General features: G+C 65.6%; 19 protein-coding genes. 11 read left to right on the top strand and 8 right to left on the bottom strand.

Annotated elements, in window-relative coordinates:
• Positions 1 to 816 precede the first annotated feature (816 nt).
• Positions 817 to 1,536, top strand: a complete 720-nt coding sequence (locus DNK34_RS14380) for a TorF family putative porin (RefSeq protein WP_131175619.1) — start codon at positions 817 to 819, stop codon at positions 1,534 to 1,536.
• Positions 1,537 to 1,741: 205 nt separating this feature from the next.
• Complete coding sequence (locus DNK34_RS14375; protein ID WP_131175620.1) at positions 1,742 to 2,176, top strand: YMGG-like glycine zipper-containing protein; 435 nt, start codon at positions 1,742 to 1,744, stop codon at positions 2,174 to 2,176.
• A 384-nt stretch (positions 2,177 to 2,560) separates the two neighbouring features.
• On the opposite strand, the gene DNK34_RS14370 is transcribed toward DNK34_RS14375, so the two are convergent.
• Positions 2,561 to 2,995 carry an acyl-CoA thioesterase gene (locus tag DNK34_RS14370; RefSeq protein WP_131175718.1) on the bottom strand — a complete coding sequence of 145 codons (435 nt, stop codon included), beginning with the start codon at positions 2,993 to 2,995 and terminating at the stop codon, positions 2,561 to 2,563.
• 61 nt (positions 2,996 to 3,056) lie between these two features.
• Complete coding sequence (locus DNK34_RS14365; protein ID WP_131175621.1) at positions 3,057 to 4,220, bottom strand: iron-containing alcohol dehydrogenase; 1,164 nt, start codon at positions 4,218 to 4,220, stop codon at positions 3,057 to 3,059.
• Positions 4,221 to 4,645: 425 nt separating this feature from the next.
• Here DNK34_RS14365 and DNK34_RS14360 point away from each other — a divergent pair, with 425 nt between their 5' ends.
• Positions 4,646 to 5,134, top strand: a complete 489-nt coding sequence (locus DNK34_RS14360) for a hypothetical protein (protein ID WP_131175622.1) — start codon at positions 4,646 to 4,648, stop codon at positions 5,132 to 5,134.
• A 177-nt stretch (positions 5,135 to 5,311) separates the two neighbouring features.
• Here DNK34_RS14360 and DNK34_RS14355 read toward each other — a convergent pair whose 3' ends face one another.
• A complete protein-coding gene (locus DNK34_RS14355) occupies positions 5,312 to 5,734 on the bottom strand; it encodes an HPF/RaiA family ribosome-associated protein (protein WP_131175623.1) in 423 nt (140 codons plus the stop codon).
• Positions 5,735 to 6,028: 294 nt separating this feature from the next.
• Positions 6,029 to 6,631, bottom strand: coding sequence for a nitroreductase family protein (locus DNK34_RS14350; RefSeq protein WP_131175624.1), 603 nt, complete (start codon positions 6,629 to 6,631; stop codon positions 6,029 to 6,031).
• Between the two features lie 284 nt (positions 6,632 to 6,915).
• Between DNK34_RS14350 and DNK34_RS14345 the strand changes: the two genes are divergently transcribed.
• The 4 genes from DNK34_RS14345 to DNK34_RS14330 are packed head-to-tail and all read left to right on the top strand — an operon-like array spanning position 6,916 to position 10,417.
• Positions 6,916 to 8,058, top strand: a complete 1,143-nt coding sequence (locus DNK34_RS14345; protein WP_131175625.1) for an ABC transporter permease — start codon at positions 6,916 to 6,918, stop codon at positions 8,056 to 8,058.
• The gene (locus DNK34_RS14340; RefSeq protein ID WP_131175626.1) at positions 8,055 to 8,861 is read left to right on the top strand and encodes an ABC transporter ATP-binding protein; all 807 of its coding nucleotides are present in this window, start codon (positions 8,055 to 8,057) and stop codon (positions 8,859 to 8,861) included. The genes DNK34_RS14345 and DNK34_RS14340 overlap by 4 nt, the downstream gene beginning before the upstream one ends.
• The gene (locus DNK34_RS14335) at positions 8,862 to 9,779 is read left to right on the top strand and encodes an MlaD family protein (RefSeq protein WP_131175627.1); all 918 of its coding nucleotides are present in this window, start codon (positions 8,862 to 8,864) and stop codon (positions 9,777 to 9,779) included.
• The gene (locus DNK34_RS14330; RefSeq protein WP_131175628.1) at positions 9,776 to 10,417 is read left to right on the top strand and encodes an ABC-type transport auxiliary lipoprotein family protein; all 642 of its coding nucleotides are present in this window, start codon (positions 9,776 to 9,778) and stop codon (positions 10,415 to 10,417) included. The genes DNK34_RS14335 and DNK34_RS14330 overlap by 4 nt, the downstream gene beginning before the upstream one ends.
• A 632-nt stretch (positions 10,418 to 11,049) precedes the next feature.
• Here the strand turns inward: DNK34_RS14330 and clpB are convergent.
• From clpB to rluD, 3 genes are all read right to left on the bottom strand, one after another.
• The gene (clpB, locus tag DNK34_RS14325; RefSeq protein WP_131175629.1) at positions 11,050 to 13,614 is read right to left on the bottom strand and encodes an ATP-dependent chaperone ClpB; all 2,565 of its coding nucleotides are present in this window, start codon (positions 13,612 to 13,614) and stop codon (positions 11,050 to 11,052) included.
• Positions 13,615 to 14,079: 465 nt separating this feature from the next.
• Positions 14,080 to 14,820, bottom strand: a complete 741-nt coding sequence (gene pgeF / locus DNK34_RS14320) for a peptidoglycan editing factor PgeF (protein WP_131175630.1) — start codon at positions 14,818 to 14,820, stop codon at positions 14,080 to 14,082.
• The gene (gene rluD, locus DNK34_RS14315) at positions 14,817 to 15,791 is read right to left on the bottom strand and encodes a 23S rRNA pseudouridine(1911/1915/1917) synthase RluD (RefSeq protein WP_131175631.1); all 975 of its coding nucleotides are present in this window, start codon (positions 15,789 to 15,791) and stop codon (positions 14,817 to 14,819) included. The genes pgeF and rluD overlap by 4 nt, the downstream gene beginning before the upstream one ends.
• 148 nt (positions 15,792 to 15,939) lie before the next feature.
• Between rluD and DNK34_RS14310 the strand changes: the two genes are divergently transcribed.
• The 4 genes from DNK34_RS14310 (at position 15,940) to DNK34_RS14295 (ending at position 20,269) form a co-directional block, all read left to right on the top strand.
• Positions 15,940 to 16,944, top strand: a complete 1,005-nt coding sequence (locus tag DNK34_RS14310; RefSeq protein ID WP_131175632.1) for an outer membrane protein assembly factor BamD — start codon at positions 15,940 to 15,942, stop codon at positions 16,942 to 16,944.
• A 158-nt stretch (positions 16,945 to 17,102) separates the two neighbouring features.
• Positions 17,103 to 17,342, top strand: a complete 240-nt coding sequence (locus tag DNK34_RS14305; RefSeq protein WP_131175633.1) for a PP0621 family protein — start codon at positions 17,103 to 17,105, stop codon at positions 17,340 to 17,342.
• Entirely contained in the window at positions 17,332 to 18,924 is a 1,593-nt protein-coding gene (locus DNK34_RS14300) for a sensor histidine kinase (RefSeq protein ID WP_131175634.1), read from the top strand. The genes DNK34_RS14305 and DNK34_RS14300 overlap by 11 nt, the downstream gene beginning before the upstream one ends.
• 7 nt (positions 18,925 to 18,931) lie before the next feature.
• Entirely contained in the window at positions 18,932 to 20,269 is a 1,338-nt protein-coding gene (locus DNK34_RS14295; RefSeq protein WP_131175635.1) for a sigma-54-dependent transcriptional regulator, read from the top strand.
• Between the two features lie 207 nt (positions 20,270 to 20,476).
• On the opposite strand, the gene thiO is transcribed toward DNK34_RS14295, so the two are convergent.
• A complete protein-coding gene (gene thiO / locus DNK34_RS14290; protein WP_242675167.1) occupies positions 20,477 to 21,571 on the bottom strand; it encodes a glycine oxidase ThiO in 1,095 nt (364 codons plus the stop codon).
• Between the last annotated feature and the right edge of the window lie 93 nt (positions 21,572 to 21,664).

The raw sequence follows: 21,664 nt of genomic DNA, 5'->3' as shown, positions 1-21,664 counted from the left end.
GTCGGGGCTCCTGCGGTCAGGCGACTACCGCGCCCGAGCAAGAGCTGCGACCTCGCAGCGAAGGGTGGCCGCGCCGCAGGTTCTGCTGGATGGCCACTATCGTATCGCCCCGGGGTCGGGGCTCCTACGGTCAGGCAACTACCGAGCCCGAGCAGGAGCTGCGACCTCGCAGCGGAGGGTGGCCGCGCCGCAGGTTCTGCTGGATGGCCGCTAACGTATCGCCCCGGGGTCGGGGCTCCTACGGTCAGGCGACTACCGCGCCCGAGCAGGAGCTGCGACCTCGCCGCGAAGGGTGGCCGCACCGCAGGTTCTGCTGGATGGCCACTATCGTATCGCCCCGGGGTCGGGGCTCCTACGGTCAGGCGACTACCGCGCCCAAGCAGGAGCTGCGACCTCGCCGCGGAGGGTGGCTGCGCCGCAGGTTCTGCTGGATGGCCGCTAACGTATCGCCCCGGGGGCGGGGCTCCTACGGTCAGGCAACTACCGAGCCGGGGGAGATGCGCTTCTACGGCGATTGCTGGTCGATTTTGTATGATGGCCAAGCCCTATCGCGCAGGTCGACGCTCCTGCGGACTGATAATGGCTGCATTTCGTCGGATTCATGCCGGTGAGTGGTGAAAAGTCGCCAGTGATGTCCCTTTGCCGTTACGGCAGTCGGGTAGCTTTCGAAAAAAAAGCGCCAACTCTTATTGCCCAAGCCACGATGCTGGCTTTTCGGGCCACTGCCATTCGAGCATTGCCAGTGCGAAACCCGCGCAGCGCCTCAGTCGGGCGGATGCGACAGGGTGTTTCTCGCCGGCACCGGGAGGGGATTCCATGCGCCATTCATTTATCGCGTTGCTGCTGCTCGGCCTCGCGAGCCTGAGCGCCCAGGCGGCATTGCTGGAGCGGGAGCTGGGTGACTACGCCTTGAACTTGGGCACCATACCCAGCCGTAGCATGGCCCAGGGGCTGGTCAAGCCGCAGAGTGACGGCACCTTTCATGGCGGCCTGGACCTGAGCCACCCCAGTGGCTGGTACGTCGGCCAGTGGGCCCCCAGCCTGGGCATCACCCCGGGCAGCCGCACGGAACTCAATACCTATGCCGGCTATCGGCAGCGCTTCGCTGACACCCTCGGCTACGAGCTGGGCACCATCCGCTACAGCCACCCCGGCCTCAGCCACCTCGACAGCCACGACCTGTACGCCGGGCTGACCTATGACGAGCGGCGCTTCGGCCTGTCGTTCAGCAACGACCCCAACCGTCTCAACAGTACCCTGCTGGCCGATCTCGGCCGCATCGAGCCCCTGGGCATGGCGGTGACCGTGCGTTACGGCAACCACCTGCTGGACAACCCGGCGACCTTGAGCAATGGCGGCCAGGTACGCGTCTTCAACGACTGGTCGCTGAACCTGTCACGGCCCTGGAGAGGCATCGACCTCAACCTGTCCTATTCGGACTCCAGCCTCGACGGCGACGAGTGCGCGGTGTATTCCGGCCATAACAGCGAATGCGAGGCCTGGTTCTCGATAAAGGCCTCCCGCTCGCTGTTCTAGATACGCGCCCGGCCGCGCACCGACTGGGCGAGCCCAACCTCGCACACATCCAGATACATTCATTCGTGTATCTTTAATCCCCCCTCTCGGGAATTTCCTTGCAGATCAGGCTCTAAGCTTGTGTCGCCGACACAGTACGGCCGACCGCATGATCCATGGCGATGCCATGGCTACGCCCGCAAGGGTATTTTTCGAGGGTTGCGCGATGCGTACATTCCTTACCGCACTGGCTTTCAGTGCACTGGTTTCTCCCTTGGTCAACGCCGATACCACCAAGACCGCCATTGGCAGCGGTGTCGGTGGCGCGCTCGGCAATATCGTCGGCCAACATCTGGGCGGCAGCACGGGTGCCGCGATTGGCGCCGGCCTGGGCGGTGCAGCCGGTGGCGCCATCAGCTCACGCAACAAGACCGAAGCCGCGCTGGGCGGCGGGCTGGGCGCTTCCGCTGGCTCGGTGCTGGGCAACCAGTTCGGCGGCAGTACCGGCTCGACCATTGGCGCCGGCCTGGGCGGCGCTGCCGGTGGTGCCCTAGCCAATGAAATGGCCGACAGCAATCGCCATGAATCCCGCTATCGCGACAATGGCCATCGCCACGGCAAGAAACACTACAAACGCCCTCACAAGCATCGTCATCGTTAGGGTCTGTTGACGTTTCAGCGCAAGCCGCGTTGCCGCGAGAAATCTCGCCAGGCCGGGCGGCGATCCGCTAGGCGGAGGACGCCGGGAATGGCGTTCCCTTGCCAAGTCCTCCAACGACGCATGGCGAGATTTTTCGCGCAACCTAGGCGGCCCCACCCGAAGGGCCGGGCCCGTTTTGTCGCGATGCGGCGTTTCTCGCCGGCTCATTTAGCTCGCTAAACTTCGCGGCTGTGTGACCCACAGGGATGTGGGAAATGCCGCAAGCCCGCCGGGAGCGGGCGCGGCCCTTGCCTCGCGGCAAAACGGGCTCCGGCGCGGTCGTGCTGAAACGTCAATAGACCCTAGTCATATACGACCAGGGGCGCTTTAAGCGCCCCTGGCCTTTCAGGATACCCGCAACGCCTCCATCGCCAGCCGTAGCCTTTCCGGTATCGCGACCGGCCGGTTGCTCGCCCGGTCGACGAACACGTGCACGAAGCGCCCGGCAGCACAGGCCTGCTGCTCTCCTTCCTTGAATACCGCCAGTTCGTACTGCACCGAACTGTTGCCCAGCCGGGCGACCCTCAGGCCGATTTCTATGCGCTCGGGAAAGGCAATCGAGGCGAAGTAGTCGCAACTGGAACTGACCACGAAACCCACCACCTCGCCATGGTGGATATCCAGACCGCCCTCCCCGATCAGATAGCCGTTCACCGCGCTATCGAAATAACTGTAGTAGGTGACGTTGTTGACGTGCCCATACAGGTCGTTGTCGTGCCAGCGCGTGGTGATCGGCTGGAAGTGGCGATAGTGTTCGCGCAGGTGCTCGGGATGCTGCATGTTCAAGGCGTCTCGTGGATAAAGGCCAAGCTTCAAGCGATTCTGCCGCTGCGCTCTTGGTTCAATAGGCGACCTGGTAGATCGCCAGCGCATGGGCCTGGGTCATTTCACGCGGATTGTTCGCCAGCAGGCGCTCCTGCAGCATGGCATCGGCCGCCAGACGCGGCAACATGTCCTGCGGCACGCCCACCTCACGCAGCCGTGTCGGCAGACCGCTGCGTTCGCTGAGGTCGGCCAGTTCGACGATGAACTGCTCCGTATGGTCGGTCGCATCACCGGCCCGCAGCCGGTCACCGAGCAGCACGGGCGCCAGTTCCTCATACCAGGGCGCCGCCACCGATGCGTTGAAACCCAGCACATGGGGCAATACCAGCGCGTTGCTCAACCCGTGGGGAATGTGGAAATGCCCACCCAGCGGATAGGCCAGGGCATGCACCGCCGCCACTGGTGCATTGGCGAAGGCCTGGCCGGCCAGGCAAGCGCCGAGCAGCATGGCCTGACGAGCGTCGCGATTGCTGCCGTTGTGCACCGCCTCGTCGAGGTTGGCGCCCAGCAGACGCAACGCCTCGCGGGCGAACAGATCCGATATCGGGTTCTTGCGCTGTACGCTGGTGTAAGCCTCGATGGCATGCACCATCGCGTCGATGCCGGTGGCAGCGGTGACCGCAGCCGGCAAGCCCAGGGTCAGCTCGGCGTCGAGCAACGCCAGGTCGGGCAGCAGCAGCGCGGACACCACACCGGTCTTGGTCGACTCGCCAGTGGTGACCACGGCGATCGGCGTGACCTCCGACCCTGTACCCGCGGTAGTCGGCACCTGCAGCAACGGCAGCCGCGGGCCTTGGGCCTTGTCCACGCCGTAGAGATCGGACAGCGCCTGGGTGCAAGCCGGATGGGCCAGCAGTGCCACCAGCTTGGCCACATCCATCGAACTGCCGCCGCCGAAGCCGACGATCAGCTCGGCCGCCGTCTCCCGCGCCATGCCTGCGGCACCGAGCACCACGGACGCTGGCGGGTCGGCCAGCACACCATCGAACACATGCAGCGCCAGCCCAGTGCGCGCAAAATCCGCCCTTACCTCATCGAGCAGCCCCGAGCGCAGGATGCCGCTGTCGGTCACCAGCAACACCGAACGCGCAACGCGCGCCTGGCACAGGGAGGCAAGCCGGCGTACGGAGCCGGGCTCGCAGATAAGGTGGGACGTGGTGGCGAAGCTGAATGGCTGCATGGTGCTGTCCTCTTTCTTATGCGCTCATGCGGATGTGGCCTTCAGGCCGGAGGCGATCACATCCCTCATGTTCATAGTAGGAGGTCAGGGCGATAGTGCCTCGCCGTTTGCTCCCAAGGCTGGCCGCGCCGCCCGCCAACCCGCGCCGTTACGGACCGTTCGTCGTGTTTTCGCAAAAGCCGGCGACGGCCTTGAACGCTGGAGCCGTTTTGGCGGGCGACAGGACCTCGATTGCAGCGCCATGCTGCAACGCCGCTATAGCAAGGGCTTCAGGCAAAACAGGCGCTGCACGGAAGCGCACACGACAGTGGCCGGCGTAGAAAGTGCTAGTCCATCCTGTTCTTGCGGATATGACACATGCGCCTAAGACAGCCACGTGGCCAGGCATAGACTTGAGGTTCTCGAAGCGAAAAGAGGGAGGCCCCATGCCCCTTTCCATCGACAGCGTGAACAACGCCTTCTACACCAGTCGACCACTGAACGGACTCAACAACGGCCAGACCGATCAGGTGCAGCGCGTACCCTCCACCAGTGGGCTACTGGCCGAGCGCGCCGAAGAGCAGGCGCAGGAGCGACTGCAGCAACGCCAGCAGATCGAGCAGAACCGTCAGGATCAATTGCGCGAGGCCCGTGAACAGCGCCTGCAACAGGGCGAGTTGCAGTTGCGCCAGGAGCGGGAAGAGGCGGCGCGCGCACTCGACGAACAACGGCTCGAAACCCTGCAGAACCAGCGCCAGGACTACCTCAACCCGTTATCGCCGGAAAACCTGGCTCGCCAGCGTACGCAGTTGGAGGTCACGCCCCCGGCGCTCGCCACTCAAACCCAGGTCAGCCCGCGCCTGGCCGCAGAAGCCATTGCCACCTATCGCCAGACCGAAGCACCGGACGTGGTCAGTCGCGGCCTGGTGGTCTGATACAGCGGGTCGCTCGCCACCCAGGCATGGCGTCCACTGGGCGCATGGCCTGGGGTAGCGGGTGAGTGGTTTTGCATGATGGTTGCAATCACGTCGTCCCGCGGCCTGGGCTCCTACCGCGCGACGCGTCGTTGCTTGACGCCTGCTCGGCCGCCTGCAGGCAGCCGAGCGGCGAGGTCAGTCTTTGCCACGCGCTTCCTGCTTGTCGAGGAAGTCCTCCTGCAGCAGGGCATCGGCATTTTCCACGGGCTCGGCAGCGAGCTCGCTCTCGAGGTGGCCGGTGGCGACCACCTTGGCGCCGAGCTTGCCGACCAGATGATCGAGCGCATGCAGCATCTTCTCGGCGGCGCCCTCCACGGCCTGCTCAAGCGACTCGGCCTTGTGGGTGACCGAAACCGGCTGATGCCCCTTGGGCCGCGCCTCGATCTGGCAGCGCTTGTCATCGGCGCCGCCCTTGCTGCCGTTCTCATCGCTGACATGGACCTCCACCCGCGACAGGAAGTCCTCGAAGCGCTCCAACCGCCCCACCACCGTAGCGCCAACCCACTCATGGAGACGGACGCTGCCTTCGATGTGATTGCTGTTCACTTGAACCTGCATGGTATTCCTCGCTGTTGACGGTCTGTCCGTTGGAGGCCAGTGCCGACAGCTAGGTTCCTGCTGATTGCCGGCGGTTCGCTGGGCGGCTGGGAATCCGCGTGCACACCGGGCCCTCTCCCCCGCCCCCCTCCCGGAGGGCGAGGGGAGCAAAACAGGCCCTGCCAGGACCAGGCTGGCGAGGAAGACCCGACAAGCTCCGGCCCCACCCCGAATCGGCTCCCTCTCCCTCCGGGAGAGGGCTGGGGAGAGGGGCTCCTCAGGGGCCTGCCGCTCTCCTCAGGGCAAACGAGCGACTCAGAAACGGTCGCGGATCACCACTTCGTCGAAGGGCAGCTTGCCGATACGCGGCTTGGCGTCGACGGTCTTCTTGCCGACGGCGACCATCAGACCGATCACATGGTTGGCCGGCAGGTTGATCAGTTTGCCAACGGCGTCGAAATCGAAACCGTCCATGGGGCAGGAGTCCAGTCCCTTGCCACGCGCCGCCAGCATCAGCGTCTGCGCCATCAGGCCGCAGCTGCGCATGGTCTCGTCACGCTGTACCTGTGGCTTGTCGCGGTAGTAGGCGTCGATGGCGCCGGCCATGTACTTCTGCACTTCCACTGGCGCTCCGTCCCAGACCCGGTTTACATTTCGTTCCCAGCTGTCGAGCTGGGCGCAGATCACCACCAGCATCGAGGCGTCGGTCATCTGCGCCTGGCCCCAGCCGACTTCGCGGATCTGCTGGCGCAGCGCCGGATCGCTGACCTCGACCAGACGTACGTGCTGCAGGTTGAAGGCGGATGGCGCGAGCAGTGCCAGTTGCAGCAACTCGTTCTTCTCCTCGGCGCTGAGGGTGAAGGCCGGATCGTAGCTTTTCACCGCGCGGCGGCTGCGGATGGCTTCGTCGATATGCATGGGAACTCCTGAAAGCAATGGCGATGACCGACATGCTAAGCAACCGCCACCGGCGAAACCACACGACTTTGCGATGACACTCATCGTCTGTAACGATTTATCCGAGCCGATCGGCACCGACGAGGGTCGATACATAACGCCATACAGGTACGCCAGCCCCATGCAGCGACACGCCCTCACTCTCCGTCACACTCAAGACAAAAACCGTGCGCCGACGCGCAACAGGCCATTGCAGAAGCCTCACGGCTATTCCATACGGGCGTTTGAGCGGTAAGCTGTCGGCCATGACGACCGCGCCCTATATCACCCTGCCCCCGTCCGATCATGCGGCTGCCGCCGGCATTCGCGTCGGCGGCGACTGGACGCTCGCCCACTACGCCAGGCTCGAATCTCAGGTCGACGCAATGCGTACACGCCTGGGCGCCGACGCCCAGGTCGACCTCAGCGAACTCGGCGCACTGGATACCGCCGGAGCCAGCCTGCTGGTGGCGCTGCTTGGCGCCGCCCGGGTAGCCGAGCTGGCAGCGGGAGCCGCCGACCTCAGCGACGAGCGTCGTGCCCTGCTGCAGACCGTCGGCACGGCCATGCAGCAGGCGGCGGAGCCGCCGCCTCACCCGAGCCACTCCACCCATCGCGAGTTCTTCGGCCACGTCGGCGAAGTGGTGGAAGGCATCGGGCACAAGGCCGGAGCGCTGCTGGGTTTCGTCGGCATGACCCTGAGCAGCATGTTCGTGGTGCTGCTGCATCCGCGCCGCTGGCGCATGACCTCACTGGTGTCCCATCTCGAACAGACCGGTCTCAACGCCGTGCCCATCGTCGCCCTGCTGACCTTTCTGGTCGGCGCGGTGGTGGCCTTTCTCGGCGCGACCATCCTCGCCGACTTCGGTGCGACCATCTACACCGTCGACCTGGTGGCCTTCTCCTTCCTCCGCGAATTCGGCGTGCTGCTGACCGCCATCCTCATGGCCGGCCGCACCGCCAGCGCCTTTACCGCGCAGATCGGCTCGATGAAAGCCAACGAGGAAATCGACGCGATCCGCACCCTCGGCCTCAGCCCCATGGAACTGCTGGTGCTGCCCCGGGTGTTCGCCATGCTCATCGCTCTGCCGCTGCTGACCTTCATCGCCATGCTCAGCGGCATCACTGGCGGCGCCATGGTGTGCATGGTGGCGCTGGATATCTCGCCGGCCATGTTCCTCTCCATCTTCCAGGAGAACATTCCCATCAACCATTTTCTGGTGGGCATGCTCAAGGCGCCGATCTTCGCCTTCCTGATCGCGGTGATCGGCTGCCTGGAAGGCTTCAAGGTCACCGGCAGCGCGCGCTCGGTGGGCGAGCGCACCACCTCCAGCGTGGTGCAGTCGATTTTCGTGGTGATTCTGGTGGATGCCGTCGCCGCGCTGTTCCTGATGGAGATGGGCTGGTGACGGGCGAAGCGATCATCGAGGTACGCGACCTGACCAATCGCTTCGGCCAGCAAGTGGTGCACCAGCACCTGAATCTCGACCTGTACCGCGGCGAAGTGCTCGGGGTGGTCGGCGGGTCGGGCACCGGCAAGTCGGTATTGCTGCGCACCATCGTCGGCCTGCGCCAGGCCAACGCCGGCACGGTCAAGGTGTTCGGCGAGCAATTGCTGGAGCTGCCGGCCGAGCGGCGCTCGCGGATGGAACGGCGCTTCGGCGTGCTCTACCAGCGCGGCGCACTGTTCTCCTCGCTGACGGTGCTGGAGAACATCGCCCTGCCGCTGATCGAACATGCCGGCCTCAGCCGGGCCTCGGCCGAACGCCTGGCCGAGGTCAAGGTGGCGCTGGTCGGCCTGCCGAGCCATGCCGGCGACAAGTACCCGACCGAACTCTCCGGCGGCATGGTCAAGCGCGCGGCCCTGGCCCGGGCGCTGGCGCTGGAGCCGGACATCCTGTTCCTCGACGAGCCCACCGCCGGACTCGACCCCATCGGCGCCGCCGCCTTCGACCAACTGATCCGCACCCTGCGCGATGCCCTCGGTCTCAGCGTGTTCCTGGTCACCCACGACCTGGATACGCTGTACACCCTGTGTGATCGGGTCGCGGTGCTGTCGCAGAAACGGGTACTGGTCGCCGACCGCCTGGAGGTGGTCGCCGCCACCGACGACCCTTGGATTCGCGATTATTTTCATGGCCCGCGCGGACGCGCGGCCGAACAGGCCGCCACTGGCGTACAGCAACGTCAACAGACCCTAGGGAGTATATGAATGGAACCGCGTGCCCATCACGTGCTGATCGGCCTGTTCACCGTGGTGATCGTCAGCGCCATCCTGCTGTTCGCCCTGTGGCTGGGCAAGTCCAGCGCCGACAATGAATTCAACCACTACGAGGTGATCTTCACCGAAGCGGTCAGTGGCCTGTCCCAGGGCAGCGCGGTGCAGTACAGCGGCATCAAGGTGGGTGACGTGACCAGCCTGACGCTCGACCGCAACGACCCGCGCAAGGTGCATGCGACCATCCGCATCGCCAGCGCCACACCGATCAAGGAAGATACCCGCGCGCGCCTGACCATCACCAACATCACCGGTGGCGCGGTCATCCAGTTGCATGGCGGCACCCCGGAGAGTCCGCTGCTCAAGAGCAGCAAAGGCGACCTGCCGATCATCGTCGCCGACCGCTCGCCGCTGTCGCGGCTGATGGCCAACGGCGAGGATCTCATGGTCAGCGTCACCCGCCTGCTCAACCGCGCCAACGCCATGTTCTCCCGCGAGAATTCGCAGAACGTCGCCCAGACGCTGCGCAACCTCGAGCAGATCACCGCCAGCGTTGCCGAACAGCGTGACGAACTGCGCGAGGCCCTGGCGCAGATGAGCGCCGCCGGGCGCGAGGCAGCGACGCTGATGCACAACGCCAACCAGTTGTTCGAGGGCCAGGGTCGCGAAGCCTTCGACAGCGCCGAACGCCTGATGAGCTCGCTGGAGCGCAGCAGCAGCAATATCGAACGCCTGCTGCAGGACAACCGCGCCGCGCTCGAGGGCGGCATGCAGGGCATCGGCGAACTGGGCCCGGCGATCAACGAACTGCGCGACACCCTCGGTTCGCTGCGCTCGTTCTCGCGACGCCTGGAGGAAGACCCCGCCGGCTACCTGCTGCGTAGCGACAGCATCAAGGAGTTCCAACCATGAAACGCCTCGCTCCCATCGGCCTCATGCTGCTGCTCAGCCTGCTCGGCGCCTGTTCGGTTCTGCCCAGGGGTGAACCCCTGAATGTCTACCTGCTGCCGACGAACCTGCCGGTGCGCTCGGCCGATACGCCCGGCGTGGACTGGTCGCTACGGGTGAACAGGCCGCAGAGCAGCCAGTTGCTCGACAGCCCACGCATCGCCGTGCTGCCCGAAGGCGACCTGATCAGCGCCTACCAGGGCGCGCGCTGGAGCGACCGGGCGCCGGCGCTGTTTCGCGACCGCCTGATCGGCGCGTTCCTCGACGATGGCCGGGTCGGCGCGGTGAGTAGCGATGATGGCCGCATGCAGGCCGATCTGGAACTGAGCAGCGACCTGCGTGCCTTCCAGAGCGAGTACCGCAACGGCCGCCCGGAAGTGCACATCCTGCTCGACGCGCGCCTGGTGCAGGCCGGCAACCAGCGGATACTCGCCAGCCGCCGCTTCGAGGTGCGCCAGATCGCCGGCGATACCTCGGTGGGCGCCGTGGTGAAGACGTTTGGCGTGGCCAACGACCAGATCGCGCGCCAGTTGATCGACTGGGTGGTGGAACAGGGCCAGCGCAATGCGCCCGGCACCGGCAGCCCCGAAACGCCCCGCTAGCTGTGGAAACCCAGCGTCGTAGCCCGAGTCGAGCGCAGCGACACCCGGGAGGTCGCGCCCTGGGTATCGCTGCGCTCGACCCAGGCTACGGGCTGCAGGACGGGACGAGGGTTTGCCGAGAACCCGCGGTCGGTTGGTGGCCGTGACACGGTTTTGCGGGATGGCCACGACCGCATCGCGCCGAGGTCGACGCTCCTACCCGGTTGGTGGTTTGCCGCGACGCTGTAGGAGCCGCGCCCCCGCGGCGATTGGTGGCCGCGACGCGGCGTTGCGGGATGGCCACGACCGCATCGCGCCGAGGTCGGCGCTCCTACCCGGTTGGTGGTTTGCCGCGACGCTGTAGGAGCCGCGCCCCCTCGGCGAACGGTGGCCGTGACGCGACGTTGCGGGATGGCCACGATCGTATCGCGCCGAGGTCGACGCTCCTACCCGAACGATGATTTACCGCGGACCCGTAGGAGCCGCGACCCCGCGGCGAATAGCGGCCACGATGCGGATTCTGCGCGATGGCCGCATTCGCATCGCGCCGAGGTCGGCGCTCCTACCCGAACGATGGCTCACCGCAACTCCGGTAACGAAACGGCCGGTGTGATCGCTCACACCGGCCGTTTGTCTTGCCGTTGCCGCAAACGTCAGGCGAAGACGATCTCGTCGCCCTCGACGGTACCGGACACGGTGCTGCCCGGGGCGAACTTGCCGGCGAGGATCATCTGCGCCAAGGGGTTCTCGATCCAGCGCTGGATCGCCCGTTTCAGCGGCCGCGCGCCATAGACCGGGTCGTAGCCCACGGCGATCAGCTTGTCCATGGCCTCGTCGGATAGCTGCAGGCTCAACTCGCGCTCGGCCAGACGCTGCAACAGACGCGACAGCTGGATACGCGCGATACCGGCGATCTGCTCGCGAGCCAGGGGCTCGAACACCACCACCTCGTCGATACGGTTGACGAACTCCGGACGGAAGTGGCTTCCCACCGCATCCATCACCGCAGCGCGCTGCGCCTCACGGTCGCCGACCAGTTCCTGGATCTGCGCCGAGCCGAGGTTGGAGGTCATGACGATCACCGTGTTCTTGAAGTCCACGGTACGCCCGTGGCTGTCGGTCAGGCGGCCATCCTCGAGCACCTGCAACAGCACGTTGAACACATCCGGATGGGCCTTCTCCACCTCGTCCATCAGCACCACCGAGTAGGGTTTGCGGCGTACCGCCTCGGTCAGGTAACCGCCCTCCTCATAGCCCACGTAGCCGGGCGGCGCACCGATCAGACGCGCCACCGAGTGCTTCTCCATGAACTCGGACATGTCGATGCGCACCAGCGCCTCTTCGGTGTCGAAGAGGAATTCCGCCAACGCCTTGCACAGCTCGGTCTTGCCGACGCCGGTCGGGCCGAGGAACAGGAACGAGCCGCTGGGCCGATTGGGGTCCGACAGGCCGGCGCGCGAGCGGCGCACGGCGTTGGCCACGGCGACCACGGCTTCGTCCTGACCGATGACGCGCTGATGCAGCAACGTTTCCATCTTCAGCAGCTTGTCGCGCTCGCCCTCGAGCATCTTCGACACCGGAATACCGGTCCATTTGGAGACGACCTCGGCAATCTCCTCCTCGGTCACCTTGCTGCGCAGCAACTGGTTCTCGGTCTTGCCGTGCTGGTCGACCATCTGCAGGCTGCGCTCCAGATCCGGAATCACGCCGTACTGCAGCTCGGCCATGCGGTTCAGGTCGCCCTTGCGCCGCGCCGCTTCCAGTTCGGTGCGGGACTGTTCGATCTTCTGCTGAATCTGCGCCGAGCCCTGCACTTCGGCCTTTTCCGATTTCCAGATTTCCTCGAGGTCGGCGTACTCCTTCTCCAGCTTGGCGATGTCGTCGTTCAGCTTGGCCAGACGCTTCTTCGCCGCTTCGTCCTCTTCCTTCTTCAGCGCCTGGGCCTCGACCTTGAGCTGGATCAGCCGCCGGTCGAGGCGGTCGAGCACTTCCGGCTTGGAGTCGATCTCCATGCGGATGCGGCTGGCCGCCTCGTCGATCAGGTCGATGGCCTTGTCCGGCAACTGGCGGTCGGTGATATAGCGATGGCTGAGCTTGGCCGCGGCGATGATCGCGCCATCGGTGATCGCCACCTTGTGATGCACCTCGTAGCGCTCCTTGAGGCCGCGCAGGATGGCGATGGTGTCTTCCTCGCTGGGCTCGTCGACCAGCACCTTCTGGAAGCGCCGCTCCAGGGCGGCGTCCTTCTCGATGAACTGACGGTACTCGTCCAGGGTGGTGGCGCCCACGCAATGCAGCTCGCCACGCGCCAGCGACGGCTTGAGCATGTTGCCGGCGTCCATGGCGCCCTCGGCCTTGCCGGCGCCGACCATGGTGTGCAGTTCGTCGATGAACAGGATGATGCGGCCTTCCTGCTTGGACAGCTCGTTGAGTACCGCCTTGAGGCGCTCCTCGAACTCGCCGCGGAACTTGGCCCCGGCGATCAGCGAGCCCATGTCCAGGGACAGCAGCCGCTTGTCTTTAAGGCCGTCGGGCACCTCGCCGTTGACGATGCGCTGAGCCAGGCCTTCGGCGATGGCGGTCTTGCCCACGCCGGGTTCGCCGATCAGCACCGGGTTGTTCTTGGTGCGCCGCTGCAGAACCTGAATGGTGCGGCGAATCTCGTCGTCACGGCCGATCACCGGATCCAGCTTGCCCTCTTCGGCGCGCTTGGTCAGGTCGACGGTGTACTTGTCCAGGGCCTGGCGCGACTCCTCGACGTTGGGGTCGTTGACCGCATCGCCGCCACGCAGGTTATTGACCGCGTTTTCCAGCGCCTTGCGGCTCACGCCCTGGCCGAGCAGCAACTTGCCCAGCTTGGTGTTCTCGTCCATGGCGGCGAGCAGAACCAGTTCGCTGGAGATGAACTGATCGCCCTTCTGTTGCGACAGACGGTCGGCCTGATTGAGCAGGCGCGCCAGATCCTGGGACAGGTTCACGTCACCGGTCGGATTCTGGATCTTGGCCAGGTGATCGAGCTCCTTGCTCAAGGCCTGGCGCAAGCTGTTCACATCGAAGCCCACCTGCATCAGCAGCGGCCTGATCGAGCCACCCTGCTGATCGAGCAGCGCCTGCATCAGGTGCAGCGGCTCGATGGCGGCGTGGTCGTGGCCGACGGCCAGGGACTGGGCGTCGGAAAGCGCAAGTTGCAGCTTGCTGGTCAAACGGTCGATTCGCATGGCGTCATCCTTCCTGTAAAGAGCAGGCCGGCGCGGTGCGTGCGCCTGAAACCATAACCTGCCGAGATGGAGAATAGATGAGGCCGATTGTGCGGGTTTCAAGCGGCAAGGTTTTGATGGAGGTCAGGGTAGCCAGGATGAGCGCGCCCGGCGCCCGGGTATCGCTTCGCTCGACCCGGGCTACGATGCCGAAGCCTCAGGCTGCCAGGAGCCCGCTTGCGGGCGAGGCCAAGTCGTAGGGTGGACGACGCTTGCCTGCGCGGCCCGATCCGTCCACCGCTTTACGATCGCAATGGTGGGCAAAAAGAGCGTTGTCCACCCTACGTTCTCGACCCGGGCTATGAGCCAAGCGTCTGCACCACCGCCCTGTAGGAGCCCCGACCTCGGGGCGAAGCGATGGCGGCCATCCCACGACACAGGCGCCGCTCACGCCATTCGCTGCGGGGGCGCAGCTCCTACCAGAAGTCAGCGATCCGCCAGCCAGATCAGCGAGGCGAAGCGTCCGGTCTGCGCCGCGCGACGGTAGGAATAGAAACGCGGGTCGTTGACCGTGCAGAAGCCCCCGCCGTACACCGCGGTGATACCCCGTGCCGCCAGGCGCAGACGCGCCAGCTGGTAGATATCCGCCATGCAGCGCCCGTCATTGACACTCGGCACGAAGGCACTGGCCGCCTGCGGATCGTTGGCCACGAAGGCCTCGCGCACTTCGAAGCCGACCTCGAAGGCCTGCGGCCCGATCGCCGGGCCGAGCCATACCAGGGTGTCGTCCGCGGCGATGTCCAGGGCATCGAGCGTGCTTTCCAGCACACCGCCGGCCAGCCCGCGCCAACCGGCATGGGCGGCCGCGACACGGCTGCCGGCGCGGTCGCAGAACAGCACCGGCAGGCAGTCGGCGGTCAACACCGTACAGGCGATGCCCGGCGTGGCCGTCCAACTGGCGTCGGCCTCCGCCAGCGCGTCCGAATCGGCCTGGGCGACAGCGACACCGTGCACCTGCTGCAGCCAGGCGGGCCGACAGCCCAGCTGACTCAACAGCCGCTCACGGTTCTTGGCCACCGCCACGGGATCGTCCTCGACATGCTCGGCGAGGTTGAAACTGTCATAGGGGGCGACGCTGACACCGCCTGCGCGGGTGGTGATGCAGGCGCGCACCCAGGCGGGCGCGGGCCATTGCGGCGTCAACCAGTCATGGGCACGGCTGCTCACCCGATGAACGCCTCGCGGTCCTGACGCAACAGGCTCAGCAACCAGACCAGGTCGTCCGGCAACGGCGACTCCCACTTCATGCGCTGGCCGCTGATGGGATGATCCAGTTCGAGGAAGCGGGCGTGCAACGCCTGGCGCGGAAACGCCTTGAGGCTCTGCACCAGGGTCGGGCTGGCGGCCGGCGGAATGCGGAAGCGCCCGCCATACACCGGATCGCCGACCAGCGGATAGCCGACGTGGCTCATGTGCACACGGATCTGGTGCGTGCGTCCGGTCTCCAGCTTGACCCGAGTGTGGGTGTGCGAGCGGAAGCGCTCGAGCACACGGTAATGGCTGACCGCCGGCTTGCCGCCGTCGGTGACGGCCATGCGCTGGCGTTGCGAGGAACTGCGGCCGATGGGCGCGTCGATCTTGCCGCCGGCGGTGATCACGCCAATCACGATGCATTCGTAGATACGGCTGACCGTACGCTTCTGCAACTGATCGACCAGGCGGGTCTGCGCCTCGATGGTCTTGGCCACCACCATCAGGCCGGTGGTGTCCTTGTCCAGCCGGTGCACGATGCCGGCGCGCGGCACGTTGACGATGTCGGGCACGTGGTGCAGCAAGGCATTGAGCAGCGTGCCATCGGCGTGTCCGGCGGCCGGGTGCACCACCAGGCCGGCCGGCTTGTCGATCACCAGGATCTGCTCGTCCTCGTAGACGATGTTCAGCTCGATGTCCTGGGCTATCCACTCGCCCTGGGCTTCCTGCTCGGCGGACAACGCCAGCACGGCACCGCCATGGACGATGTCGCGCGGGCGCACGGCCTGGCCATCGACGGTCAGCAGCCCCTCCTTGATCCAGGCGGACAGGCGCGAGCGCGAGTGCTCGGCGAACAGCTGGGCGGCGACTTGATCGAGGCGTTGGCCGCCCAGATCGGACGGCACCTCGGCACTTAACTGGATGGCCTGCTTATTTATAGATGACATGCTCGGCAACGGCGGGGGCGTAGCCTTTGGTTTCAGCTACACGCTTGTGGTTAAATACGGCGTCTTTGCCCCAGGGGTACTCGGGGGCGCTCATCATAACAGGACGGCTTTGCTCAAGACAGCCGCCGTCCCAGGGACGCAAGCCGCCATGCAAGTGAAACACCTGCTGCTGATCGCCATCCTCGCACTCACCGCCGCCTGTTCGTCCAAGGAAGTCCTGGATGAAAACCTCAGCGAGGCCGAGCTCTACCAGCAGGCCCAGACAGATCTGGACAACAGCAGCTACACCAGCGCCATCACCAAGCTCAAGGCCCTGGAATCGCGCTATCCGTTCGGACGCTATGCCGAGCAGTCGCAACTCGAGCTGATCTACGCCAACTACAAGAACGCCGAGCCGGAAGCCGCGCGCTCGGCGGCCGAGCGTTTCATCCGCCTGCACCCGCAGCACCCGAACGTCGACTATGCCTACTACCTCAAGGGCCTGGCCTCGTTCGACCAGGATCGCGGCCTGCTGGCGCGCTTCCTGCCGCTGGACATGACCAAGCGCGATCCCGGCGCCGCCCGCGACTCCTACAACGAGTTCGCGCAGCTGACCAGCCGCTATCCGAACAGCCGCTACGCCCCCGATGCCAAGCAGCGCATGATCTACCTGCGCAACCTGCTGGCGTCCTACGAAATCCACGTGGCCCACTACTACCTGACCCGTCAGGCCTACGTCGCCGCCGCCAACCGCGGCCGTTACGTGGTGGAGAACTTCCAGGAGACGCCATCCGTCGGCGACGGCCTGGCGGTGATGACCGAGGCTTACCAGCGCCTGACCCTGGACGACCTGGCGGCCACCAGCCTGGAGACCCTCAAGCTCAACTACCCCGACCACCCGAGCCTGGTCGATGGCCAGTTCGTGCCGCGCGAAAAAGAAGCCGACAACCGTTCCTGGCTGGCCAAGGCCACCCTGGGCCTGATCGAGAGCGAAACCCCGCTGCCGCCGGGCCAGACCCGCGCCAGCCAGGACGTGATCCGCCAATACGAAGAAGCCGCCGACCAGATCCCCTCGGAGCTGAAACCGGAAAACCAGGATCAGCGCAGCGAAGCGCAAGGCAACAACAACGACCGCTCCTGGTTCAGCTACATGACCTTCGGCCTGTTCGACTGAGCCACTCGCGCCATCGATGCCCCTCCCGCAATGCCAGTCAGCCCTGCTGACTGGCATTGTCGTTTCCCGTGCCGCGAGGCGTGTTGGCGCCGGGGCAACTGTGCGGCCCTTGCATCCTTGGCTAAACTGACTGCCTTTATCCAATCGAAGAGAGCGTTATGGGCCTGCTACGCCTGCTGTTCTGGATTGCCATCATCCTTGCCGCCATCTGGGTCTGGCGGCGTTTTTTCGGCAAGCCGCGCCGCCGCCCAGCCGATCCGTCGGATGCCCCGGCACCCATGGTGCGCTGCGCGCAGTGCGGCGTGCATACGCCTCGCCAGCACGCCTTGAACCACGGCGAGCGCTGGTACTGCAGCCAGGCACACCTCGAGCAGGGCCCCAAAGCCGGTGATCGCTGAAGGCCTCGCCCTGCGCGGCCCGCAAGGCCGCCGCATTCTCAAGCTCTACCACCTCTACCGCCTGACCATCGGCGTCCTGCTGGTGCTATTGATCTCCAGCGACCTGGACGAGCAACTGCTGGAACTGGCCCACCCGCCGCTGTTCCGAGCCGGTAGCTGGCTGTACCTGATCCTCAACATCCTCACCGCGCTCGGCGTGCAGAGCCCACGCAACCTGATCCAGGTGCTCAGCCTCGCGCTGGTCGACGTGGTGCTGCTGTCGGCGCTGTTCTATGCCGCTGGCGGCACGCCCAGCGGGATCGGCAACCTGCTGATCGTCGCGGTGGCGATCGCCAATATCCTCCTGCGCGGGCGCGTGGGCCTGCTGATCGCCGCCATCGCTGCGATCGGCCTGATCTACCTGACCTTCTACCTCAGCCTCAGCAACCCCCAGGCCAGTGCCCAATACGTCCAGGCCGGCGCCCTGGGCGCCCTGTGCTTCGCCGCCGCCCTGTTCGTGCAGGGCCTGACACGCCGCCTGCAGGCCAGCGAGAGCCTCGCCGAACAGCGTGCCGCCGACGTCGCCGATCTCGAGGCCCTGAACGACCTGATTCTGCAACGCATGCGCACCGGCATTCTGGTGCTCGACGATCAACACCGCGTGCTGCTGGCCAACCAGGCCGCGCTGGGCCTGCTCGGGCAGGACGACCTGGCCGGGAAGATCCTCGACCCGCACTGCACCGAACTGGTCAAACGCCTGCAGTACTGGCAGGCCAACACCAGCCTGCGCCCCGCCAGCCTGCAAGCCCATGGGGATGGCCCCACCCTGCAACCCAGCTTCATCGCCCTGCAGCGCGGCGGTCAGCGCCACACCCTGATATTGCTCGACGACATCTCGCAGATCGCCCAACAAGCCCAGCAGCTCAAGCTGGCCGCGCTGGGTCGGCTCACCGCGGGCATCGCCCATGAGATCCGCAACCCGCTGGGCGCCATCAGCCATGCCGCCCAGTTGCTGCAGGAGTCCGAGGACCTGCAGGGGCCGGATCAGCGCCTGGCGCAGATCATCCAGGACCACTCGCGGCGGATGAACCTGGTCATCGAAAACGTCCTGCAACTGTCCCGCCGACGCCAGGCCGAGCCCCAGTTGCTGGACCTGAAATACTGGCTGCACCGTTTCGCCGCCGAGTTCCGCAGCTCCGCGTCGCCCTTGCACACCCTGCACCTGGACATCCAGGGCAGCTCGATTCAGACCCGCATGGACCCCCAGCAACTGAGCCAGGTACTGACCAACCTGGTACAGAACGGCCTGCGCTACAGCACTCAGCGCCACCAGCGCGGCCAGGTCTGGCTGCACCTGTTCCGCGACAAGGACAGCGACCTGCCGGTGCTCGAGGTGCTGGACGACGGCAAAGGCATTGCGCCGGATCAACTGCATCACATTTTCGAGCCTTTCTACACCACGGAAAACAAAGGCACCGGTCTGGGCCTGTATATTTCCCGGGAACTGTGCGAAAGCAACCAGGCCCATCTTCACTACAAACCGCGCGAGGGTGGCGGCAGTTGCTTTCGCATCACCTTTGCCCATCCGCGCAAGCTGAGCTGATCCGACCATGAACCGCCAGAGAGCCCTGATCGTCGACGACGAACCCGATATCCGCGAGCTATTGGAGATCACCCTCGGGCGCATGAAACTCGACACCCGCTGCGCTCGCAACGTCAAGGAAGCCCGCGACTGGCTGGCCAGGGAACCCTTCGACCTGTGCCTGACCGACATGCGCCTGCCCGACGGCACCGGCCTGGATCTGGTGCAGCACATCCAGCAACGCCATCCGCAGACACCGGTGGCCATGATCACCGCCTATGGCAACCTGGATACCGCGATCAATGCCCTGAAAGCCGGCGCCTTCGACTTCCTGACCAAACCGGTCGACCTCACGCGCCTGCGTGAACTGGTGGCCACCGCCCTGCGCCTGCGTTCGAGTGACGCTGAAGAAGCGCCGGGCGCCAGCCGCCTGCTTGGCGACTCGCCACCGATGCGCGCCCTGCGTACGCAGATCCAGAAACTGGCCCGCAGCCAGGCACCGGTCTATATCAGCGGCGAATCGGGCAGCGGCAAGGAACTGGTCGCCTGCCTGATTCACGAACAGGGCCCGCGCAGCGAACGCCCCTTCGTGCCGGTCAACTGCGGCGCCATTCCCTCCGAACTGATGGAAAGCGAATTCTTCGGCCACAAGAAAGGCAGCTTCACCGGCGCCATCGAGGACAAGCAGGGCCTGTTCCAGGCCGCCAATGGCGGCAGCCTGTTCCTCGACGAAGTCGCCGACCTGCCGCTGGGCATGCAAGTCAAGCTGCTGCGGGCGATTCAGGAGAAAGCCATACGCCCGGTGGGCGGCCACCAGGAAGTGGTGGTCGATGTACGCATTCTCTGCGCCACGCACAAGGATCTCGCCGCGGAAGTGGCGGCCGGGCGCTTCCGCCAGGATCTCTACTACCGCCTCAACGTCATCGAACTGCGCGTACCGCCACTGCGCGAACGCCGTGAAGACATCGCCCTGCTGGCCGAGGTCATGCTCAAGCGGCTGGGCGAAGGCAGCGGCCTGCCACCGGTCAAACTCGAACAACAGGCCCTGGAAAAGCTCAAGAACTACCGCTTCCCCGGCAACGTCCGCGAACTGGAGAACATGCTCGAACGGGCCTACACCCTGTGCGAGAACGATCGGATCACGGCCGGCGACCTGCGCCTGGCCGACGCCTCGACACCTGGCGACAACGGTGACGCCAGTCTGGCGCAGATCGACAACATCGAGGACTACCTCGAGGACGTCGAGCGCAAACTGATCATGCAGGCCCTGGAAGAAACCCGCTGGAACCGCACCGCCGCCGCCCAGCGCCTTGGCCTGAGCTTTCGCTCCATGCGTTATCGCCTGAAAAAGCTGGGCATCGACTGAGCCGCCCGCTCACGGCGTGCGAAGTAGCGTAGAGACCGTCTCGATCCTTGCCCTGCAAGAGCCCGTTCTCAGTCAGGGTTCTCCAGTAGGAGCGTCGCCCTCGGCGCGATGCGAGGGTGGCCATGCTGCAAGAGTCGCGGTATGGCCACGATTCGCCGCGAGGGCGCGGCTCCTACGCAAGCTTAGCCATCCTCCGCGCTAGACGACCTACAAGCGCCCCGCTGGTGCATAAGGCGCAGGATCGATGATCGGCTCACGGCCCAGCATCAGATCGGCCAGCAACTGACAGGACGCCGGCGCCAGCACCAGACCATTGCGGTAGTGCCCGCAGTTCAACCACAGGCCCTGCTGGCCGGGCACCGGGCCGATAAAGGGAATCCCTTCGGGAGAGCCGGGCCGCAGGCCTGCCCAGTGCCCGACCACCTCGGCCTCGGCCAGCTTCGGCAGCAGTTGCGCGGCAGAAGCACGGAGGCTGGCCAGCGCATCCCGGGTCGGGGTCTTGTCGAAACCGGCATGCTCGAGGGTGCTGCCCACCAGGATATGGCCATCGCGCCGGGGAATCGCATAACGCCCGCCGGCCAGCACCATGGTCGAGAGAAAATCCGCCGCGCACTTGAACAGAATCATCTGCCCCTTGACCGGCTCCACCGGCAACGCCAGCCCCAGAACGCTCAACACCTCGGCACTCCAGGCTCCCGCCGCCACGACCACCTGATCGGCCAGCCACTCGCCGTCGACCGTGCGCACCCCACGGATGCGCTCACCCTCACGCACGAAACCGGTCACCCCTGCGTGCTCATGCAGGGTGACGTTCGGCATCTGCAGCAAAGCGGCACGCAGTGACTTGACCAGACGCGGGTTGCGCACATTGGCCACACCCGGCATATGGATGGCCCGCTCGAAACCCGGCCCCAGAGGCGCCACAGCGGCATAGGCTTCCCCGATCGGCACCTCGACCAGGGGCCGCCCCTCTCGCTGCGCCCAGGCCAGCGCCTCGACCTGGTCGTCCATATCCAGCCAGTAAAGGCCGGTGACGTGCACCTCGGGATCGAGCCCCGTCGCCTCGAGCAAACGCTGCCCGAGCCCCGGGTAATAATCCTGCGACCAATGCGCCAGAGCCGTCACCGCCTGGCTATAGCGCCACGGATACAGCGGCGAAACGATGCCGCCACCGGCCCATGACGCCTCACTGCCGACCCGGCTCCTGTCGATCAGCACCACCTGCGCGCCCGCATCCGCCAAGCGGTATGCCGACAGCAGCCCGATAACGCCGCCCCCTACCACGATCACATCAGCACTCAACGTCTCACCCCTTTGCCACAAACGGACGACCTTGACAGCGACACCCCAGGGTCTAAATAGAAAAGGTCGGCCAGGAAGGCTGCCAATCATACG

Origin of the sequence: Phytopseudomonas dryadis (assembly GCF_004327355.1) — a bacterium.
GTDB lineage: Bacteria > Pseudomonadota > Gammaproteobacteria > Pseudomonadales > Pseudomonadaceae > Aquipseudomonas > Aquipseudomonas dryadis.
Note: the sequence above shows the minus strand (reverse complement) of the source record. Positions and strands in the feature narration are given on the sequence as shown.